This window comes from Clostridium sp. AF22-10, assembly GCF_003478725.1.
In the GTDB taxonomy this organism is placed as follows: Bacteria; Bacillota; Clostridia; order Lachnospirales; family Lachnospiraceae; genus Otoolea; species Otoolea fessa.
In genome coordinates, this window is sequence record NZ_QUFZ01000016.1 from 37,522 (window position 1) to 57,515 (window position 19,994).

16 protein-coding genes and 2 pseudogenes are annotated in these 19,994 nt (G+C 48.7%); 3 read left to right on the forward strand and 15 right to left on the reverse strand.

Annotated features, from left to right (window positions below):
• Nucleotides 1-21 precede the first annotated feature (21 nt).
• From accD to DWX91_RS11785, 8 genes and pseudogenes are all read right to left on the reverse strand, one after another.
• Nucleotides 22-1,913 (reverse strand): annotated as a pseudogene (gene accD / locus DWX91_RS11750) (acetyl-CoA carboxylase, carboxyltransferase subunit beta).
• 20 nt (nucleotides 1,914-1,933) lie between these two features.
• A pseudogene (gene fabZ, locus DWX91_RS11755) lies at nucleotides 1,934-2,358 on the reverse strand (3-hydroxyacyl-ACP dehydratase FabZ).
• A 121-nt stretch (nucleotides 2,359-2,479) separates the two neighbouring features.
• Nucleotides 2,480-3,724: a beta-ketoacyl-ACP synthase II gene (fabF, locus tag DWX91_RS11760; RefSeq protein WP_107000851.1), complete on the reverse strand. Its 1,245-nt coding sequence runs from the start codon at nucleotides 3,722-3,724 to the stop codon at nucleotides 2,480-2,482.
• A 159-nt stretch (nucleotides 3,725-3,883) separates the two neighbouring features.
• Nucleotides 3,884-4,624 (reverse strand): 3-oxoacyl-[acyl-carrier-protein] reductase, encoded by a 741-nt coding sequence (fabG, locus tag DWX91_RS11765; protein ID WP_118538959.1) that lies wholly within the window; start codon nucleotides 4,622-4,624, stop codon nucleotides 3,884-3,886.
• Entirely contained in the window at nucleotides 4,618-5,550 is a 933-nt protein-coding gene (gene fabD / locus DWX91_RS11770) for an ACP S-malonyltransferase (protein WP_118538961.1), read from the reverse strand. Before fabD ends, fabG begins: the two co-directional genes overlap by 7 nt.
• 17 nt (nucleotides 5,551-5,567) lie before the next feature.
• The gene (fabK, locus tag DWX91_RS11775; RefSeq protein ID WP_022360534.1) at nucleotides 5,568-6,494 is read right to left on the reverse strand and encodes an enoyl-[acyl-carrier-protein] reductase FabK; all 927 of its coding nucleotides are present in this window, start codon (nucleotides 6,492-6,494) and stop codon (nucleotides 5,568-5,570) included.
• Nucleotides 6,494-6,727, reverse strand: coding sequence for an acyl carrier protein (gene acpP, locus DWX91_RS11780; protein ID WP_022360533.1), 234 nt, complete (start codon nucleotides 6,725-6,727; stop codon nucleotides 6,494-6,496). Before acpP ends, fabK begins: the two co-directional genes overlap by 1 nt.
• 130 nt (nucleotides 6,728-6,857) lie before the next feature.
• Nucleotides 6,858-7,820, reverse strand: a complete 963-nt coding sequence (locus DWX91_RS11785; RefSeq protein ID WP_022360532.1) for a beta-ketoacyl-ACP synthase III — start codon at nucleotides 7,818-7,820, stop codon at nucleotides 6,858-6,860.
• Nucleotides 7,821-8,264: 444 nt separating this feature from the next.
• Between DWX91_RS11785 and DWX91_RS11790 the strand changes: the two genes are divergently transcribed.
• The 3 genes from DWX91_RS11790 to DWX91_RS11800 are packed head-to-tail and all read left to right on the forward strand — an operon-like array spanning nucleotide 8,265 to nucleotide 12,673.
• A complete protein-coding gene (locus DWX91_RS11790; RefSeq protein WP_022360531.1) occupies nucleotides 8,265-8,960 on the forward strand; it encodes a response regulator transcription factor in 696 nt (231 codons plus the stop codon).
• 45 nt (nucleotides 8,961-9,005) lie between these two features.
• Nucleotides 9,006-11,549, forward strand: a complete 2,544-nt coding sequence (locus DWX91_RS11795) for a sensor histidine kinase (RefSeq protein ID WP_118471600.1) — start codon at nucleotides 9,006-9,008, stop codon at nucleotides 11,547-11,549.
• A gap of 11 nt (nucleotides 11,550-11,560) precedes the next feature.
• Nucleotides 11,561-12,673: an alginate O-acetyltransferase AlgX-related protein gene (locus tag DWX91_RS11800; protein WP_243099039.1), complete on the forward strand. Its 1,113-nt coding sequence runs from the start codon at nucleotides 11,561-11,563 to the stop codon at nucleotides 12,671-12,673.
• A 546-nt stretch (nucleotides 12,674-13,219) separates the two neighbouring features.
• Here DWX91_RS11800 and glf read toward each other — a convergent pair.
• The 7 genes from glf to DWX91_RS11835 form a co-directional block, all read right to left on the reverse strand.
• Nucleotides 13,220-14,332: a UDP-galactopyranose mutase gene (glf, locus tag DWX91_RS11805; RefSeq protein ID WP_107000857.1), complete on the reverse strand. Its 1,113-nt coding sequence runs from the start codon at nucleotides 14,330-14,332 to the stop codon at nucleotides 13,220-13,222.
• 265 nt (nucleotides 14,333-14,597) lie between these two features.
• Nucleotides 14,598-15,365 carry a hypothetical protein gene (locus DWX91_RS11810; protein WP_118468888.1) on the reverse strand — a complete coding sequence of 256 codons (768 nt, stop codon included), beginning with the start codon at nucleotides 15,363-15,365 and terminating at the stop codon, nucleotides 14,598-14,600.
• Nucleotides 15,365-16,297, reverse strand: a complete 933-nt coding sequence (locus DWX91_RS11815) for a MarR family transcriptional regulator (protein ID WP_118468890.1) — start codon at nucleotides 16,295-16,297, stop codon at nucleotides 15,365-15,367. The genes DWX91_RS11810 and DWX91_RS11815 overlap by 1 nt, the downstream gene beginning before the upstream one ends.
• A gap of 172 nt (nucleotides 16,298-16,469) precedes the next feature.
• A complete protein-coding gene (locus DWX91_RS11820) occupies nucleotides 16,470-17,582 on the reverse strand; it encodes a hypothetical protein (RefSeq protein ID WP_147354402.1) in 1,113 nt (370 codons plus the stop codon).
• A gap of 97 nt (nucleotides 17,583-17,679) precedes the next feature.
• Nucleotides 17,680-17,997, reverse strand: a complete 318-nt coding sequence (locus DWX91_RS11825) for a glycosyltransferase (RefSeq protein WP_118538963.1) — start codon at nucleotides 17,995-17,997, stop codon at nucleotides 17,680-17,682.
• Nucleotides 17,931-18,992: a glycosyltransferase gene (locus DWX91_RS11830; RefSeq protein ID WP_118538965.1), complete on the reverse strand. Its 1,062-nt coding sequence runs from the start codon at nucleotides 18,990-18,992 to the stop codon at nucleotides 17,931-17,933. The genes DWX91_RS11825 and DWX91_RS11830 overlap by 67 nt, the downstream gene beginning before the upstream one ends.
• A gap of 17 nt (nucleotides 18,993-19,009) precedes the next feature.
• A complete protein-coding gene (locus DWX91_RS11835; protein WP_107000862.1) occupies nucleotides 19,010-19,993 on the reverse strand; it encodes a glycosyltransferase family 2 protein in 984 nt (327 codons plus the stop codon).
• Nucleotide 19,994 lies beyond the last annotated feature (1 nt).

Genomic DNA, 19,994 nt, shown 5'->3' on the forward strand with positions numbered 1-19,994 from the left:
CCCCCTTTCAATATCTATTTTTTAGATTTTTCTAAAACGTTCATACCGCTGCTCCGCGATCTCATCCGGTGTCTTTTCCGCGCAGGACTGGAAGAACTCACGCATATGGCGGTCGATGATGCGTCCGATCTCCTCGATGTTGTCATCGGTTGCCGGCTCATCCTCGCAGATAATGCGCTCGATCATGCCAAGCTCATACAGATCCTCTGCCGTCATCTTCATGACCTTCGCCGCCTCGCTGGCTCTCTTGGCATCTTTCCACAGAATCGAAGCAAAGCCCTCCGGAGAAAGGATCGAGTAGGTCGCATTCTCCATCATCCATACCTCGTTGGAAACCGCCAGCGCCAGTGCGCCGCCGCTACCGCCCTGACCGGTGATAATCGCCAGAATCGGCACCTTCATATCCGACATTTCAAAGAGGTTGCGGGCAATCGCCTCGCCCTGGCCTCTCTCCTCTGCCTCCATACCCGGGAATGCACCTGGCGTATCGACAAAACAGATGATCGGACGGTTAAATTTCGCCGCCTGTTTCATCAGACGGAGCGCCTTTCTGTATCCTTCCGGAGACGGCATGCCGAAGTTGTGCTTCATGCTGTCTTTCGGGGATTTACCTCTCTCCTGTCCAATGACTGTGACCGGCATTCCATAGAAGGATGCCACACCGCCGATGACCGCCATATCATCGCCATAATACCGGTCGCCGTGGAACTCGGTAAAATCGTCAAACAGGATCCGGATATAATCGCTGGCGTTCAGACGTCCGGCGCTACGGGACTGGCGTACTGCCTCCCAGGCGTCTCTCTCTCGGCCTGCGATCTTATTTAAGGTCTTCTGGCGCATGATACCGGAGAACGGTGCTTTCCGGCTCTTTAACTTGCCTTCCTCCACAGAAGCTGCTTTTTCTGCCTTGGATGCAGATGCCGCTTCTGTGTGGTTCTCCGCCTCGTCGTTCCATTTCTCCCAGCCATGCTCCTGGCTGTGAAGCTTCAAAATCTGTCCCAGAACACGCTTCTGATCTTTTCTTTCCACGATCTGATCCACAAAACCGTGTGTCAGCTGGAACTCGGCTCTCTGGAAGCCCTCCGGGAGCTTCTGGCCGATCGTCTGCTCGATGACACGCGGACCCGCAAATCCAATCAGCGCTCCCGGCTCTGCCAGGATGATATCGCCCAGGGACGCAAAGCTTGCCGTTACGCCGCCGGTGGTCGGATCCGTCATAAAGCTTATGTAGAGAATTCCCGCCTCGGAATGACGTTTTAAGGCTGCGGAAGTTTTCGCCATCTGCATCAGGGAGATCATGCCCTCCTGCATTCTCGCGCCGCCGGAAGCCGCGTAGATGATAACCGGAAGCCGTTCCTCGGTCGCACGCTCTACCGCACGGGCAATCTTCTCTCCCATGTTGTGACCCATGCTGCTCATCAGGAAACGGGAGTCGCAGACCGCAATCACAGTCTCATAACCGTGAATCTTTCCCTTACCAGTGACAACCGCCTCATTTAACTCAGTTTTCTCTCTGGCTGCCTCAACCTTGCCTCATAGCCCGGAAATGCAAGCGGATTGACCACAGACATCTCCTTATCCCACTCTTCAAAGGTACCTTCATCGATCAGCATCTCAATCCGGCGGTACGCATGCATCCGGAAATATCCGCCGCAGCGCGGGCACACATACAGGTTGTCCTTGACATCCTGCACCAGAATCGGTTTCTCACATTTATTACACTTACGCCATAAAGAACGCAGACTTTCCGGCGTCATCGCCGTCGGACGGCTCGGAATCTTCTCCGGTTTTTCCTGTGCTGCCTCTGCCGCCCTTTTATCTGCTTTCGCACTCTCCGCACGGCTTACGCCGGCAGAACCGTGGTCGTTTGTATTGATCGAAGTATACGATTTCTTAAACAGATTTTTAAACATCTCTTATTCAACCTCACTTATTAGCCAATCATAAACGTCAGCTCTGCGGAAACAGCCAGCTTGCCATCGACGGTTGCCGTCGCACTTCCGATGCCGACCGGTCCTTTTCTCTTGATGATATGGCACTCCAGCTTTAACTTGTCGCCCGGAACTACCTTTTTCTTGAATTTTGCGTTGTTGATTGCCCCGAAATATGCCGTCCTGCCCTTATTTCCTTCTTCACTTAAAATCGCAACCGCGCCGACCTGCGCCAGCGCCTCCACGATCAGGACGCCCGGCATGACCGGCTCCTGCGGAAAATGACCTGCAAACCACGCTCGTTGTATGTTACATTTTTATATCCAACCGCGCCCTCGCCCGGTGTCACTTCCTCGATACAGTCGATCAAAAGAAACGGATGACGGTGCGGGATGATCTCCTGGATCTCTTTAATTCCCATCATAATTTCAGTTACCTCTTTCGCTTTCCCAGACATCCTTTTTGTATGCTGCAAGTCTCTTCCGCCAGCTCCAGTGCGCTGCTTCCAATCATTCAATCATCCACACAAAAACGTCCTCAAATTATATTTAGTCCTCAAATTTCTTGATTACCAGGCTGGCATTGACACCACCAAATCCCAGGGAGTTGGTCAGGGCATAGTGGATATCCATCGGAACACCCTCGCCCATCGTGTAATCCAGATCGCAGCCCTCGCCTGCCTCTTTTAAACCTGCGGTTGCGTGTACAAATCCATCCTCAATGGATTTCACGCAGGCGATAAACTCAACACCGCCCGCTGCACCTAAAAGATGTCCAATCATCGACTTAGTGGAGTTAATTTTTACCTTGTAAGCGTGGTCGCCCAGCGCTTTTTTCACTGCCATCGTCTCGAAGAGATCGTTATGGTGTGTACTGGTTCCATGTGCATTGATGTAATCAATCTTCTCCGGTGCGATACCTGCATCCTTGAGCGCCATCTCCATCGCATACGCTGCGCCGCTTCCATCCTCTGCCGGGGAAGTGATGTGGAATGCATCGTTGCTTCCGCCGTAGCCGACTACCTCTGCCAGAATCTTTGCGCCACGCTTCTGCGCGTGCTCTAAGGACTCCAGAACTACGATACCAGCGCCCTCGCCCATGACGAAACCATCGCGGTCCTTATCAAACGGACGGGATGCCGTCTCCGGGTCATCATTGGTAGAAAGAGCCGTCAGAGCCGCGAAACCTGCCATACCGAGCGGTGTGATCGCAGACTCGGTACCACCGGCTACCATCACGTCTGCCTCGCCGTACTGGATCGAGCGGAACGCCTCACCGATAGAGTTCGTACCGGTCGCACAGGCAGTTACCACGTTGATGGATTTGCCCTTTAAACCATAATGCATTGCCACATTGCCGACTGCCATGTTGCTGATCATCATCGGAACGAGCAGCGGGTTCACGCGGTTCGGTCCTTTTTCCAGCATTTTTTTGTGCTCACGTTCCATCGCCTGTAAGCTTCCGATACCGGAACCGATGCTGGTTCCCACGCGGAACGGATCCTCTTTTTCCATATCCAGACCCGCCTGTGCGATCGCCTCACCGGCTGCCGCTACCGCATACTGGGAAAACGGCTCCATACGTCTCGCTGCCTTCGGATCCATGTATTTCTTCGGATCAAAATCCTTCACCTCGCCTGCCAGCTTTGCCTTATAATCGGTTGTATCAAAATATGTGATCGGCGCGATACCGACTTTTTTATCCTTTAATCCCTGCCAGAAGCTTGCTACGTCATTTCCAATCGGAGTGATCGCTCCCAGACCGGTTACTACTACACGTGTCTTATTTCCCATCTAAAAACCTGCCTTTCTATCGTCACAGTTCACACGTTGTGCAAACTGCGACACGATTTTGCCGATGCTTCGCATTCCAAATCGGCAAAATCTGCTGCCACTACGTTATCGTACGCCACTTTCGGTTCCAAAAGTGCCTATCTGTAAAGCACCCTTTCCCTACATCGCCATTCCGCCGTCCACGCACAGAACCTGTCCTGTGATGTAAGCTGCGCGGTCAGAAGCCAGAAATACGGCTGCCTGCGCTACATCCTCGGTCGTACCGAAGCGTTTTAACGGAATCTGCTCGCCCATCGCCTTCTTCACATCCTCCGGAAGAACGGCGGTCATCTCCGTATCAATAAATCCCGGTGCAATCGCGTTGACTGTGATGCCGCGGCTTCCGATCTCTCTTGCCACGGACTTGGTCAGTCCGATCACGCCCGCCTTGGACGCACAGTAATTGGCCTGTCCCGCATTTCCCATCACGCCGGAAACGGAGGAAATATTGATGATGCGTCCGCCCTTCTGCTTTAACATCTGGCGGGATACGTGCTTAATGCAGTTAAATGCGCCCTTTAAGTTCGTATCGATAACAGCATCAAACTCTTCCTCGCTCATCTTCATCAGAAGATTGTCACGGGTGATACCCGCATTGTTTACCAGAATATCAATTCTCTTATAGCGGCTGATAATGTCCTTTAAGAACGCCTCTGCCGCGCTGTAATCCGAAACATTGCACTGAACGGCTTCCGCCTGTCCGCCTGCCTCGGTAATTTCCTTTACGACATCCTCTGCTTTTGCCGCAGAGCCATTATAATTGACGATCACCACAGCGCCCTCTTTCGCCATCGAAATAGCGATCTGACGGCCAATGCCGCGGCTGGCACCTGTCACAACTGCTACTTTTCCATTTAACATCCAAGCGCCTCCTTTACTTTGTCGATATCTTCCAGTTTCTCTATATTGAACGCCTTCGCGTTTTTGTCGATTTTACGCATGAAACCAGTCAGGGTCTTACCCGGTCCGATCTCAATAAATGTGTCCACACCGTCTGCCAACATCTTCCGGATCGTCTGCTCCCAGCGGACGGAGGAAGAAACCTGCTTCATCAGAAGCGGCTTTACATCGGCTGCATCGGTCACATAATCTGCCGTCACATTCGCAATATACGGAATCTCCGGTGTATGAATCTCAACGGTATCGAGTACCTTTCCAAGCTTCTCGCCAGCTCCCACTAACATCTTGGAATGAAACGGTCCGCTTACCTTTAACGGAAGAACGCGTTTTGCGCCCGCTTCCTTCAATTTCTCTCCTGCCTCGGCAACCGCCTCTGTCTTACCAGAGATAACAATCTGTCCCGGGCAGTTATAGTTGGCAATCTGCACGCCCTCGATCGGCGCGATCACCTCTTCGATCTTCTCTGCATCCATCGCCAGTACGGCAGACATAGCGCCCTGACCAACCGGGACTTCGCCCTGCATCAGGATACCTCTCTGCCGCACGGTACGGATGGCATCTTCGTCAGACATAACGCCTGCAGCCGCCATTGCAGGATACTCTCCCAGGCTCAGGCCCGCAGCCACATCCGGGCGGATTCCAGTACGTTCCATAAATACACGCATCATCGCAAGGCTGGCGGTTACCATCGCCGGCTGCGTATACTCCGTGATATTCAGACAGTCCGTCTGCGCCGGATCAAAGCAAAGATCGGTCATTGAAAACCCAAGGATCTCGCTTGCTTTCTCAAACATCCCGCGTCCCGTTTCCGTTTCCTGATAAAAATCCTGTCCCATGCCAGTGGTCTGTGCGCCCTGACCCGGAAAAATAAATGCAATTTTGCTCATAGCGTTACACTCACTCTCTACTTTCTGCCCAAAAGCGCCTCCGCCTGGGCCATCATTTCTTCAATCATTTCCTTACAGGTCTGCTCTTTCTTCACCATACCTGCAATCTGTCCAGCCATCACGGTTCCGTTGTCCACGTCACCTTCCATGACTGCCTTCCGAAGCGTTCCAAGTGTTAAATACTCCAGTTCCTCGAACGGGCGTCCCTCTTTTTCCAGCTTCAGATACTCTCTCGTCATCTTATTTCTAAGACAGCGGATCGGATGTCCGTGACTCATACCGGTTACGGTCGAATCAATGTCTTTCGCCTTGATGACTCTGTCCTTGTAAGCCTGGCTTACGATAGATTCCTTCGATACGACGAAGCGGGTTCCCATCTGGACCGCCTCTGCGCCCAGCATAAATGCCGCCGCAATGCCGCGTCCATCTGCGATACCTCCAGCCGCAATCACCGGAATCGAAACCGCATCAACCACCTGCGGAACGAGCGTCATCGTCGTCGCCTCGCCAATGTGTCCGCCGGACTCCATGCCTTCTGCAACGACTGCATCTGCGCCGCTCTTCTCCATCAGACGTGCCTGTGCAACCGAAGCGACAACCGGAATTACCTTAATGCCGGCTTCCTTCCACATGCCCATGTATTTGCCTGGAATACCGGCGCCGGTCGTTACGACCTTGATGCCTTCTTCTACAACTACCTTTGCCACGTCATCCGCATACGGGCTCATCAGCATGACATTGACACCAAACGGCTTCTTTGTCAGCTCTCTCGCCTTGCGGATCTCCTCGCGTACAACCTCACCTGGTGCATTGGCGCCGCCAATTAAGCCCAGACCGCCAGCTTCAGAAACGGCTGCTGCCAGATGATGTTCTGCCACCCATGCCATGCCGCCCTGAATAATCGGGTATTCAATCCCCAACATTTCTGTGATCTTTGTTTTCATTATGCCTCTACACCTTTTTCTTTTAAGTAGTTCATAACATCGCCTACCGTTGCCAGGTTCTGCAGATCCTCAGCCGGGATCTCTACGGAGTACTCGTCCTCCAGAGCCATAACCAGCTCAAACAGATCCAGGGAATCAGCACCCAGATCATCCTTGAAAGAGGAAGCCTCGGTAATGGAATCTGCGTCTACGCTCAGCTGCTCTGCAATAATTTCTTTCATTTTCTCTAACATCGTTTCAATCTCCTTTTTAAATGAATTTTCTTTTTGTGACCGCAAAAATGCAATCACTGTTCTTATATTTTATCAAAAAATGGAATAATGTACATTAGTTTTGCTATATATTTTTTGCTTCTCCAGGCACCTACCAGGTCATCAATGCCGCGCCCCAGGTAAGACCCGCGCCAAAACCTGCCATCACCAGCGTATCGCCGCGTTTTAAGCGTCCGTCCCGGTGCATTTCATCCAGGAGAATCGGAATCGAAGCCGCCGACGTATTGCCGTAGCGCTCGATATTGACCGGAATCTTGTCCATCGGAACCTTCAGACGGCGCGACGCCGCTTCCAGAATCCGGATATTCGCCTGATGCAGCAGATAATGCTGTACCGCCTCGCGGTCCGTTCCGGTCTCCTCCAGAATCGCATTCACAATCTCCGGTACCTTCTTCACCGCAAACTTGAAGACTTCCTGACCGTCCATCTGCATAAAACCAAGCTCGGGTCTGCCGCCCGTCAGGCAGTTTTCAAGACTTCTCGCCTGGCAGTACAGAACGTCGTTCTTCGTTCCGTCGCTGCCGACCAGCGTCTTCACCACACCCGTCTCGTCCGCCCGGACAACCGCCGCGCCCGCTCCATCGCCAAACAGGATGCAGGAACTGCGGTCCGTCCAGTCTAACACCTTGCTCAGTGTCTCCGCACCGATGATCAGCGCCGTCTTATAGATGCCCGCCTGAATAAATCCCTGCACAATATGTAAGGCGTAAATAAATCCGGAACATGCCGCCGTGATGTCAAACGCCACCGCGTGTTTCGCCCCGATGGCTCCCTGTACATCCGCCGCCGCACTCGGGAACGCCCGATCCGGGGAAGAAGTCGCCACAATCACGATCTCAATCTCCTCCGGAGAAATGCCCGCGTCCGCGATCGCGCGCTTCGCCGCCTCTGTCGCCAACGCCGAGGTTCCCTCGCTCGTCGAGACATGTCTGGCTCCAATACCCGTCCGTTCCCGGATCCAGGCATCATTTGTATCAAGAAATTTCGTCAAATCCTGATTCGTCACAACCTGCTCCGGCGCATACGCGCCGATTCCAATGATTCTAGCTGTCATTTTCTCGTTTAACTCCGCTTCTTCTATAAAAGATAGTTTTAATTTCAAATGGTTTGATATTCAAATTAATTTAGAGTGTAGCGGAGAATCTGGGGTTTGTCAAGGATAACTTGTAAATGAACGGCAGGATTCTGGTGAGAAGACGCAACCCGGACAGAGAAGAGCCGCCCCCAATCTTCCGGAAAACGCTCTCGCTCTTGCACTCGCTGCAGCGGACACTAAGCTCGAAAAAACCTCGCTAAGTGCCGGCGCGAGTGATGTTTCCTACAGATTGGGGGCGGCTCTTCTCCTGAAATACGCATCACTTGAAATACATAAAAATTAGGATACCGCGGTTTCCTTTTTCGTTGTATAATTATAAGACATAGGTATCTTTATTGTATCTATACAGAAATTTGTATACTATATTATCTATATATTACCCTATTAAAAGGAGGAGTTGCTATGCAGAGTATTCTTGTATGTGACGATGACAAACAGATCGTGGAAGCGATTGACATATACTTAACCGGTGAGGGATTTGAGGTTATCAAGGCATATGACGGCGCGGAGGCACTGGAACTTTTAAAAACGCACACCGTGAATTTGATGATTCTGGACGTTATGATGCCAGGGTTAGATGGCATCCGGACGACGCTGAAGGTGCGTGAAACCAGCAGCATCCCGATCATTATTCTTTCCGCGAAGTCTGAGGATGCGGACAAGATTCTGGGCTTAAATATCGGGGCAGATGATTATATCACGAAGCCGTTTAACCCACTGGAACTGGTCGCCCGCGTGAAATCTCAGCTCCGCCGCTACACGCAGCTGGGAAATATGAACAATCAGATGGGCAACCACGTATTCAAATGCGGCGGCTTGCAGATCAACGATGAAAATAAGGAAGTAACCGTGGACGGCGAACTCATCAAGCTGACACCGATCGAGTACAACATCCTGCTTCTGCTCGTTAAAAACGCCGGAAAAGTCTTCTCCATCGACCAGATCTACGAGGCGATCTGGAATGAGGAGGCGATCGGCGCGGACAATACAGTTGCGGTTCATATCCGCCATATCCGCGAAAAGATCGAAATTAACCCGAGGGAGCCGCGCTATCTGAAGGTTGTCTGGGGTGTTGGATATAAAATTGAGAAGCAGTAAAAATGTGAATCATCCATCTAACAGAAGTTAGGAGTTGCAAAATTTATGACAAAACTCTCACATATTCCGATGCAGATCCAGAAATGGATCGCCAGCCTCGCGCATCTGTTTTTCCTGATTCTGGGACTCATCGGTATCAGCCTCATGTATATCAATGGAAATTTCGGGCTGGGGCTGACCGGCATTGGCTCGGTTCCTTATGAGGACACCGCGGAATTTAACACACAATTTAATAACGATCTGAACGATATCTTCCTATATATGGAATATCAGGACGTCTTCGGTGCCGACAGTTCGATCGACCTCTCGCGCCGGATGCTCAAAATGACCTTTGGACCAAGCGAGACCGAAAATTTCTCCCTGTCCTCCCTGATTTCCTATCTGGAATCCATGGGGTACCAGCTCGACGACGACTTTAACTGCCAGAAGGTTTCTGAACCGGCAGACGGCGTCAAGAGCCGCGAAGGCTACGTCGAATGGTCGGTTCAAGAGCCGCAGCGGATCTACAGCTACCGTTCTGCCAGCCGGAAGCGCAGCACATTGGAGGATGCGGCGGTCGAGATCATGGACACACTGCATCGTTATTACACAGTGTATAACCGTTTCGTCGCCAATCCATCCAACCTGCATTTTAAAATCCAGTACACGGAGCCAGATTCGGATCAGAGCGAAACAACCCAGTTTACAAACACCGATTCCCTGACACCGGAAAATGTCAAGGAATACGGGCGCTACGCGTACCTGCCGGGCAATTCCGTTTTCTACGACACCAACATGAAAGCGATCCCGCTCAGCAGCATTTCCGCACTGGCATCCAATAACCCGTACACCGGCAGCGACTATTATCTGCTGATCGGAATCGATACAAATTATCCAGTCACTGACCTTTACGCGCGCACGCATACCGCATACCTGCACCGGCAGCACCTGTATCTGACCGGATTTGCACTGACAATCTTTGCAACGATCGGACTGCTTTTAAGCTTCCTGTTTCTGTTCCGGGTGTCCGGCTACCAGAGTTACCGCAGCTTCGACGTGACGCTGCACGGCTTCGACAAGAGCGGCACTGAAACCGGCATCGTCTTTTTTGCCGCCATGACCGCGATCGCCCTGGTTGTAAGCGACCTGATTCTCATCCGCATCCTGCATCTGGTCATTCCATCGCAGTATTGGTACTTCTCCGATCACAGCCTGCAGGCGCTGGTCCTGTATCTGGGCGGACTGCTGCTCTTTTTCAGCCTCCTGCGCCGCTACCGCGCCGGTACCCTGTGGACCTCCAGCCTGATCTGCCGGATTCAGAAGAAAATGTTGATCCTCAAAACACGGCAGAACTTCCGCAGCCGCCTAGGCATCGGATTTGTTCTCTATCTTGCAATCAACACAGCGCTTATCAGCCTTGCCTGGTATTTCTGGGACCGCGTGTATGCAAATTTATACGTTGTTTACCTGCTGACAGGTCTGACTGTGCTGGTATTTCTGCTGTTTAACCTGTGGATCTTTTACATACTGTTCCGGCAGGCAAGCGAACAGGAATCCATCCGCGATGCCGTCCGCCAGCTCTCCGCCGGGGAGACCAGCTATCAGCTTGATCTCGATGAATTTGACGGTCCGGAGCTCACGCTGGCAGAGGGACTCAACAACATCAGTTCCGGTCTTGAAACCGCCCTTCAGGAGAAAATGAAGAGCGAACGCCTCAAAACCAACCTGATTACCAACGTTTCGCACGACATCAAAACGCCGCTGACCTCGATTATAAATTATGTAAACCTAATGAAACGGGAACATATTGAAGATGCGCGGATCAACGCCTATCTTGATGTGCTCGACCAGAAATCACAGCGTCTCAAAACACTGATTGAAGACCTCGTCGAGGCATCCAAGGCAAGCTCCGGCAATGTGAAGCTTGAATTTACCGACATTGACCTCGTCCAGATGGCATTTCAGACCAACGGCGAATTTGAAGAAAAACTGGATGCCAGACATCTGCAGCTCATCATCAATGCCCCGCGGGAACCGCTGATGATCCGCGCCGATGGACGCCGCCTGTGGCGCGTACTTGAAAACCTGTACAACAATGTCTGCAAATATGCGATGGAGGGCAGCCGCGTCTACGTAGACCTCGCCCGCGTTCCCGGAAATCCAGAAACCGGTACTGCTGGCCAGGCAGTCTTCACCATCAAAAATATATCTGCCAATCCGCTCAACATCCGTGCCGACGAGCTGACCGAACGTTTCGTGCGCGGCGACGTCGCCCGCACCACCGAGGGAAGCGGGCTGGGACTATCGATCGCCAAAGATCTGACGGAATTGCAGAACGGGCAGTTTAGTTTGTATATCGATGGGGATCTGTTTAAGGCGCAGGTAACGTTTGATTTGGTGGAGAAAACGACGGAGAAGGCGGTGGAGGACGCAGAAATAATAGAAGAAACCGATGCTTCCGAAGCGGCTGAAAAGCCGAAAAAGGACGATGAACTGAAAAAAACAAATATACCGGAAGAAGCTACTATTCAAAAAGAGGTAAACGGCGAATCTTCCGAAAATGCTATCAATGAAACCATAAACACTACGGAAAATTCAAGAAATGAATAAAAATTTATGAATTGAGGACTTTATCCTATGAAACGCACTCATATCATGATCGCAGTCTTCTTCGCCTGCATCCTCTCCCCCAACCTGCTGTTCCTATCCTGAAAACCACAGCCGATGAGGGCACCGGCGAAAACCGCAGTCTGGCGGCATTTCCAACTCTGTCGCTGGAAACCATCGATACCTTTCCATCCGGTGTTGAGGACTGGATCAACGACCACGCGGCGTTCCGCAACCGCTTCTTAAGCCTGAACGCCCGCTTAAACCTCTCCTTATTCCAGTTCGGAGACTCGCAGGACGTCATCACCGGAAAAGATGGCTGGTACTTTTACACGCTCGGAAGCTCTGTCGAGGACTTCCTCGGCACCAACCGTTTTTCCGCCGGGGAACTCCAGATGCTGGCACACAAACTCCAGACCGTCCACGACGCCTGGAAAGAAAAAGGCACCGAATTTATCTTCCTGTGTGCTCCCAATAAAGAAGGCGTATGCAGCGAATTCCTCCCGGATGGCTTCACCGCACCGGACGGACCTACCCGCCGCAGTGAACTGCTCGATTATCTGGAAATACACACAAATGTCCCAGTTGTCAATCCATACCCGGAGCTCAAAAACCGCCGGGACTATCAGTGGTATTTCAAAACCGACACCCACTGGAACGATGCTGCCGGATTTCTCGTCTCCGGGCAGATCATCGATGCCGCTGGCGGCACCTCCACGCCGATCGAGGACGTCACTGTCACCTATGAGCCACGCGATCCGGGCGATCTGGCAAACCTGTTCCACATGCCAGAATCCATGTGCGACGATACCAAAGCAGATGTATCCGGTTACCGAAACAATGTAACCATCCACTACGACAGTGCCTCCGACGATGGCAACATCGCCCACATCTCAGCAGACCAGGCGCCCGACCCGCGACGCATCACGATCTACCGCGACTCCTTCGGCACCGCCCTGCTGGTCGGACTGCCAAAATACTTTGCGTATACCGATTTTTACCACTGGCAGGCATTCGAGCCGGAATTTTTGAACGAAAATAAGCCGGATGTGCTGGTGTATGAGGTGGTGGAACGGGATTTGGGGAGAATGATGGAGGATTTGGAGAAATTGATGCCGAATCAATGACGTGCATAGTTTGTGCATTTTCAAAAGTATCATTTGCACAGTTTAGATGTGTTTTTTTATTGATCTCACATTATAATTATGATAAATTAAAATTATGGAAAGTCAGAGCATATGAAAGGCGGCCTGCCCCTACTTTTGGAGGGCTTCCCCTCCAGCATCTCGTCATACCAATGACAGAAAGGAGGGCGATAACAATGTATATTACATATTCGGATTTAATTCAGTCTGGAATATTCATTGTCGCTCTCGTAGGATTGTGTTATACAATCTTCACGAGAAGAAAATAGCCGCCACTACTGCAATAGGGGCGGCTGGTCTCATAAGAGATTAACTGTTTCATTTCGGCAGGCCGTATGTCTCTGGCTTTCCTATTTTTACTATAGCATATCTTTTTTCTGTATTCAAGATGTTTTATTATGCCTTATTTTTGAAATACTAAATTTTGCAATTTTCATTTCACCATTTTATCTGAATCAGCAGGTAGCTTCCCATCTAATCCATGATTCCGAAACCATCCGCCGATCCGAATAAAAATCAAAAATTCTCCTACAGCTCTTTCTTCACCAGCTCCAACGCCGAAGCAATCACCGCATCCATATCATAATACTTATACTCGCCCAGACGTCCGCCAAAGATTACCTTCTCTTCCTTCTTGGCCAGCTCTTTGTACTTCTCATACAGCGCACCATTCTTCGCATCATTGACCGGATAATACGGCTCATCGCCTAACTTCCACTCAGAACTGTACTCACGGCTGATAACCGTCTTTGGCAGATCATTGCCATCCGCATCCTTGCCAAACTCAAACCATTTATGCTCGATAATACGCGTCCACGGAGTCTCCGCATCTGTATAGTTCACTGCCGCATTGCCCTGGAAATTCGGGATATCCAGCACTTCGGTATCAAAGCGCACAGAACGATACTCCAGAACGCCCAGCGAATACTCAAAATACGCATCGATCGCGCCGGTGTAAACTACTTTCTTTGCCATCGCATCCCAATCAGCCTTATTCTCAAAATAATCCTCTTCCAGGCGAACCTCGATGCCGTCCAGCATATTGGCAACCATCTTCGTATAGCCGCCAACCGGGATTCCCTGATACAGGGCGTTAAAATAGTTGTTGTCAAAGGTCAGACGAACCGGAAGACGCTTGATGATAAAGGACGGAAGATCCTTGCACTCTCTTCCCCACTGCTTCTGTGTATATCCCTTGATCAGCTTCTCATAAATATCCGTACCAACCAGGCTGATCGCCTGCTCTTCCAGGTTCTTCGGCTCGGTGATGCCTGCTGCCTTGCGCTGTTCCTCGATCTTCGCCGCTGCCTCCTGCGGAGTCACGACACCCCACATCTTGTTGAAGGTGTACATATTAAACGGCAGGGAATACAGCTCGCCGTGGTAATTCGCCACCGGAGAGTTCGTAAAACGGTTAAACTCCGCGAACTGATTTACATAATTCCAGACTTCCTTATTATTCGTGTGGAAAATATGCGCGCCATACTTGTGAACCTGGATGCCCTCCATCGGCTCTGTATACACATTTCCTGCAATATTCGGGCGGCGGTCAATCACCAGAACCTTCTTGCCCGCTTTCTTCGCCTCATGGGCGAATACGGCACCGTAGAGACCGGCGCCTACTATTAAATAATCGTACATGTTGGTTTTCTCCTTGTTACGTGTTGTTATACTTGTGATTTATTTATAACATACAACGACAATTTAAACAAGAATATCCCGTCAGCTTCAAGCATTCCCCAAAACAAACTCTCAATTTGGACACAATACCTTATTAATACTCCATTAGGATACATGAGTCCTATGGAGTACAGACGTAGACTTGGATTGGCTGTTTAACCTGTCCAAGAAAATGTCCGCACCCTCCCCTCTCAGGGCGAGTCCAAAATCTTCAAGAACACTTTTACTATGTATTATCCTTCAACCCATAACACTGGTACAACATATCTGTCATTTTCTTCTTATCTGTTCCTCTTATACCCAAGGACTTTAAATCCACTGTTTCATCAGCTATTTCAGATAAGAACTTTTTCATATCCTCTGCTATTTCCGGACTGAGAACTTGCCTTGTATTGGCTGTGATTAACTGTGCTAATCGGAACACATCATTTTTATGTTTCTTTATATTTTTGCTGTCAACCTGCTCTCCATTCAGCTTGCGTTCCTTTAAATCCAGCCACGCTTTCGCCTTAAATGGTATCAGACAAGTCGGACTTAATACCGGAATGCCATCAACCATCAATTGTCCGGTTTTTAGCAATTCATAATACGCTTCATTTAAAAGGATTGCCGACAAGCTGGAGATTTCATCGTCTATCGGAAGCGGTGTGAGAACTGCATCATCTTCCAATATAACAAAATCCGGATTTCTGGAAAATATTTCTATCATATATGGATATTCTTTGCTTTTCGGAGATGTGAAACGATAAAACTGTGTATTTCCGGTACTTTTATTCAAATGCTCATATCCTGCTTCCTTGACATACTCCCAGAACTGCCTGCCGAACTCCGCTGTTATGGATTCGACAATCAATACAATATCTACATCTTTTGTAGCACGAAACGGTAATTCTTCATTTTCCATAATCAAATCACAAGCTGTCCCGCCGATGATAACATATTGATTTTCAAAACCCTGAAATCTTTCCTTAAATTTTGTAAATCCGCTGACCATTACTCCTTCAACCTTCTTTCCTGCAATTCATCTACTGCTTCTTCAATTCTCTCATCGTTTGTATCTCCAAAAGATAAAACAATGGAAATATCGTCAGCACTGTTATCCTCTGAAAATTGTTTCGGGTTGTATGCCCATAATTCAAGTCTTACCTGCTTATCCGGGTCTATCAATTCATCGGTCAGCAAAGTTTTATCATAATCCCTCTCACTGATTGCATAGGTAGCAACTCGGCTTGGATTTAGCATTGTTTTTTCAGAAAGTGCCGTCCCCCCTGCAAAGACCATATTTTCTGTAACTTGCGTCTTATCTATATATCCTGCTTTGCGGACAGGTGTTGTCAAATATACTTTTGCTTTTTCAAATAATTCATCTCTGTTATATTTTGACTCAATAAACTTGTTGACACCGTCTTTTGCTACAAGAAACAAATCCGTCGCTTCCAACTGCTTTACTGCTCTGGTCAAGGTCATTGCTGTAAATGGAAGCACTTTTCCGGCTTCTGAAATATACAATCGTTTTTTCTTACTATACAGATAAAACAAAAACAACTGCTGTGTTGAGCAAACAAACTTACCTGTCAGCTTTTGGGGTTCTTTCTCATCAGAAAGCATTGTCCCGATGAAAGGAAGAAAGACCTGCTTATCAGTAATAAACGGTATATTATTTTCTATAAGGCTTTTTCTTCGATAATTAGATACCGACGCAAGTTCAAATACGACTGGTACATTATCAATCTGCTGTATTTTTGTAATCTGTTTTTTCAATGCCGGAAGTGTGGCAAGTTCTTCTGTCGGAGTAAGCATTATACAGCGTCTGTTTCCAATATATGCTGTGTGAAAATTATAACTTCCCGCAATATAAACAGGCAAAGAATCCTGATGATTCCATGCTTCATATTTTATAGAAATCCCGAATACGCTTGTAAGCATATTTCCCATTCCCCTTTTAACTCAATTTCTTTCATTTTAACTTAGTCAATGTTAAAAATCAAGTTTTTGAGTTGTTTTAAGTTTATTGCTAATTTCAATCCTCAAAAAAAATCAACTAGGAGCAGCAAATTTTAAATATTTCCAAATGTAAATTTTTTCCTAACCACATTTGTTAAGAAAAAAGCCTACCTTCACTCTCCTTCTCCCTTATCACACTCCCATACACCAAAATCATCCAAAACATCGGCTGCCGGTAATTCACCAAAAAGAAACTCTCCGCCAAAATCCCTGCCACCGCACACATCATCGCCGCATTCATATACCGCAGATTCCGGACCAGCCAGATAAGTAGGAAAACCGTCGGGATTATTCCATAGCAGAATAATACACTGAACAGGCAGCAATGAATCTCATTGATCTGGCTGGTCAGCGTGAAACGGTCAAATCCGCCCTCGCCTGCGCCGTATAACAGGTATTGTGGGTAAAGCACCAGCTTCTCCATGCCGCGATCCAGAAACAGTCCCAAAAGTCCGCCATGTGCAACTTTCCAGATCTTCTCCTGAATCCGGGTCAGCATATTGTAATCCACGGTCTTCACATCGAAATCCGCCGCTGGCCATATCCACCACAAAAACACGCCCAACAAAAGAAATCCACCACAGATTCCCACGATCCACACCTTCGACGGAACCTTTCTCCTGCATCCCTCCAGATAGAGTGCATGCGCTCCTGCCAGCAAGGTAAAAACCAGAAAGCCCAGCAGAATTCCCGTCGATTTCGATGCCGCCAGCACCGGTAAAGCCAGCAAGTAAAAAATAAGAAAGCTCCGATCGCCGAACCGACACCGGTACAGGTACAAAAGCAGCACCATCATAAATAAGAAAAACGCCAGCTGATTCGGATCATTAAACGTTCCCTGGTACCGCACCGCGCCCCAGTATTCATGAAAAATCCGTCCATGGCCCGATGCATATACCAGAAGCTGCAAAACGATATTTACCTTCACCACCCGGTTCATCCACAATAAAAACGTTTCATTCTCCTGATCCACCAGCTTCCGAAACGTCCATATCGCACAGGCATTATAAATCCAGAAAAACGTATACCGGAAAAACTCATTCCGCCCCAGCCGTATACCATAATATGCATTAATCCCTATCACAAACAGCAAAAACACATAGAAAAAACCATCTTCCCGAACCCGTCCGATTCGTTCCTTCTTTTTCAAGCATCCAGCCAGTAAAATAAAAAAAGAGAGCAGCAGACAAACATCCGCCGCTCCCATTCCTCCCGAAGGAAATAGATAAAACTGTTTCAAAAAAACAAACAATAAAAACAATACGCTGGCTGGCGCAAATACCATCTTCTCCTTCATGACTCCTTTATCCTCTCTCCGACTCTCTTCCCAGCAGTCTCTTGTAAATCTTCTCCATCTTTTCCCCCACTGCATCCAGGCCAAACAGACGGCTTCGCTTTCTGCACACCTCGCCCATCCGGTCCCATTCATCCATATGTTCCAGCATATACAAAAGTGCCCGCGCCCAGACTTCTTCATCCTGCATCTTCTCAATCATCATTCCGCCCGGACAGATTTTCTGGCTTCCATCCTCAGATAAAGTCCACTCCTCTCCCATCAGGTCCGTATTGCCCCGGATCTCCGAACAAACCACCGGCAGTCCGCTCGCCATCGCCTCCAGCATCGCACGCGGCAGTCTTCCTGGAAAGACGGAAAAAGGAAGATATCCGAAGCACCAAAAATCTCCGCCATATCTTCCCTATAACCCAAAAATGATATATGATCCGCTATCCCAAGCTGCGCTGCCAGATCCTGCAAATACTCCTTCAATTCGCCATGTCCGCATAATAAAAGATGCAGCCGTTCATAGCTGCATCTCTCAACTCGCCTGCCTGTTCCAGCATCCTCCTGCTCATCTGCCGTTTCATTTCGTTCCAACGATAAAACTGACTCCTTTTCCGAATCCTTCAGCTTCGCCAGCATCCGAAACAGCACTTCCTGATTTTTCCTCGGAATCATCTCCCCGGACGTCAAAAGCACTACCCGTCCCGGCGGCACGCCCAGACTCTCTCTCTTCTTTTGACGTTCCTTTTCCCCCATTTTAAAAAAATTATCTTCCTCTATCCCCACACCCGGCACATAATCCACATACCTCGCATGGAATTTCCGTTTCGCAAGTTCATAATCCTCTCGGTTAATACAGATCTGCTGATCCGTATACCTCGATAAAAACTTTTCCATCGGATAATAAAACAGCCAGTTCTTCCACGACGCCCCTTTAAAAAAATGGAATCCATGCGCCGTATAAATCACCGGGCCAGTCCCCGTCGCATGGGCCGCCAGGCGCGCCATCACACCTCCCATCGGTGTGTGGCAGTGCACCAGCGAAAAATTTTCCCGGCGCATCAGCTCAACCATCTGACGGTACACCTGAAAATTCCGCTTATCAAACGGACTCCGTACAAAATCAATCTGGTGACAGATAATCCCGGTTCCATCCAGACGGTGATTATCCGTTCCATAGGACGGCGTATGAAAATTTGAGGCATAATGAACCTCGTATCCCATTTTCTGTAAAATATGGACATTGTTCATCTCAAACTGCGGGACAAAGCCGCTGACATGGGTAACCAGAAGAGCCTTCCTGCGCTGCTTTCCTTCCATTTCCTGTCTCTCCATTCAGGCACCCCCCAGACTTAATAGTGAACCTTCTTATGTGAATTAGAAGTATCTTTTACTTCTGTCCGTTCACTAATAATATATCTCGGCCGATGCTTGACTTCCATATAAATCTTTCCGATATATTCACCTAAAATCCCTAGACAAACCAGCTGCACTCCGCCAATCAAGCAAATAATACATGTCATGCTCGACCATCCGGCAACTACATTTCCCATGAAACGCATCACGATCGACCAAATAACTCCAAGAAAACTGAGTCCTGCAATCACCGTACCAAGCGCTGTAATAATTCGAATAGGTTTTATGCTCAAGCTCGTAATACCATCAAACGCAAGGCTCAACATTTTCGTCAATGGATAATGGCTTTCTCCTGCAATTCTTTCATGACGCTCATAATAAACACTTGTGCTCTTAAAGCCAACCAGCGGAAACATCCCACGCAAAAAAAGATTTACCTCCTTGAAATTAGCAAACTCCTTTAACACCCGACTTGAGACAAGGCGATAATCCGCATGATTATAGACAACCTCCGCACCCATCCAGTTTAAAAGTTTATAAAATCCTTCTGCTGTAAAACGTTTAAAAAATGTATCTGTATCACGTTTACTTCTGACGCCATAGACAATTTCACATCCCTGCTTATACTGCTCCACCATCTCGTCCATAGCATTAATATCATCCTGACCATCACAATCAATGGAAATTGTAATATCACATTTATCTTTCGCTTCCATCAAACCCGCAAGAACCGCATTTTGATGGCCTCGGTTACGGCTCTGAGAGATTCCTATAAAATGTTCATCTTGTTTTGCCAGATTGCAAATGATTTCCCATGTCTTATCCTTACTTCCATCATTCACAAAAAGGATACGGCTGCTGTTAGAAATCGTATTAGACTGAATCAAAGAAGTCAGCTTATCCAAAAACATCTTTGATGTAATTGGAAGAACTGTTTCCTCATTGTAACAAGGAATAATAATGTATAATATGGTATTCATT

What these genes read in the sequence shown, in the direction of transcription:
- fabD (WP_118538961.1), bottom strand. Translation starts at nt 5,550, where the DNA reads ATGAGCAAAATTGCATTTATTTTTCCGGGTCAGGGCGCACAGACCACT.
- DWX91_RS11835 (WP_107000862.1), bottom strand. Translation starts at nt 19,993, where the DNA reads ATGAATACCATATTATACATTATTATTCCTTGTTACAATGAGGAAACA.
- fabK (WP_022360534.1), bottom strand. Translation starts at nt 6,494, where the DNA reads ATGAAAACAAAGATCACAGAAATGTTGGGGATTGAATACCCGATTATT.
- glf (WP_107000857.1), bottom strand. Translation starts at nt 14,332, where the DNA reads ATGTACGATTATTTAATAGTAGGCGCCGGTCTCTACGGTGCCGTATTC.
- DWX91_RS11810 (WP_118468888.1), bottom strand. Translation starts at nt 15,365, where the DNA reads ATGGTCAGCGGATTTACAAAATTTAAGGAAAGATTTCAGGGTTTTGAA.
- fabF (WP_107000851.1), bottom strand. Translation starts at nt 3,724, where the DNA reads ATGGGAAATAAGACACGTGTAGTAGTAACCGGTCTGGGAGCGATCACT.
- DWX91_RS11785 (WP_022360532.1), bottom strand. Translation starts at nt 7,820, where the DNA reads ATGACAGCTAGAATCATTGGAATCGGCGCGTATGCGCCGGAGCAGGTT.
- DWX91_RS11815 (WP_118468890.1), bottom strand. Translation starts at nt 16,297, where the DNA reads ATGCTTACAAGCGTATTCGGGATTTCTATAAAATATGAAGCATGGAAT.
- DWX91_RS11795 (WP_118471600.1), top strand. Translation starts at nt 9,006, where the DNA reads ATGACAAAACTCTCACATATTCCGATGCAGATCCAGAAATGGATCGCC.
- acpP (WP_022360533.1), bottom strand. Translation starts at nt 6,727, where the DNA reads ATGTTAGAGAAAATGAAAGAAATTATTGCAGAGCAGCTGAGCGTAGAC.
- DWX91_RS11820 (WP_147354402.1), bottom strand. Translation starts at nt 17,582, where the DNA reads ATGGGAGCGGCGGATGTTTGTCTGCTGCTCTCTTTTTTTATTTTACTG.
- fabG (WP_118538959.1), bottom strand. Translation starts at nt 4,624, where the DNA reads ATGTTAAATGGAAAAGTAGCAGTTGTGACAGGTGCCAGCCGCGGCATT.
- DWX91_RS11825 (WP_118538963.1), bottom strand. Translation starts at nt 17,997, where the DNA reads ATGCTGGAGGCGATGGCGAGCGGACTGCCGGTGGTTTGTTCGGAGATC.
- DWX91_RS11830 (WP_118538965.1), bottom strand. Translation starts at nt 18,992, where the DNA reads ATGGAGAGACAGGAAATGGAAGGAAAGCAGCGCAGGAAGGCTCTTCTG.
- DWX91_RS11790 (WP_022360531.1), top strand. Translation starts at nt 8,265, where the DNA reads ATGCAGAGTATTCTTGTATGTGACGATGACAAACAGATCGTGGAAGCG.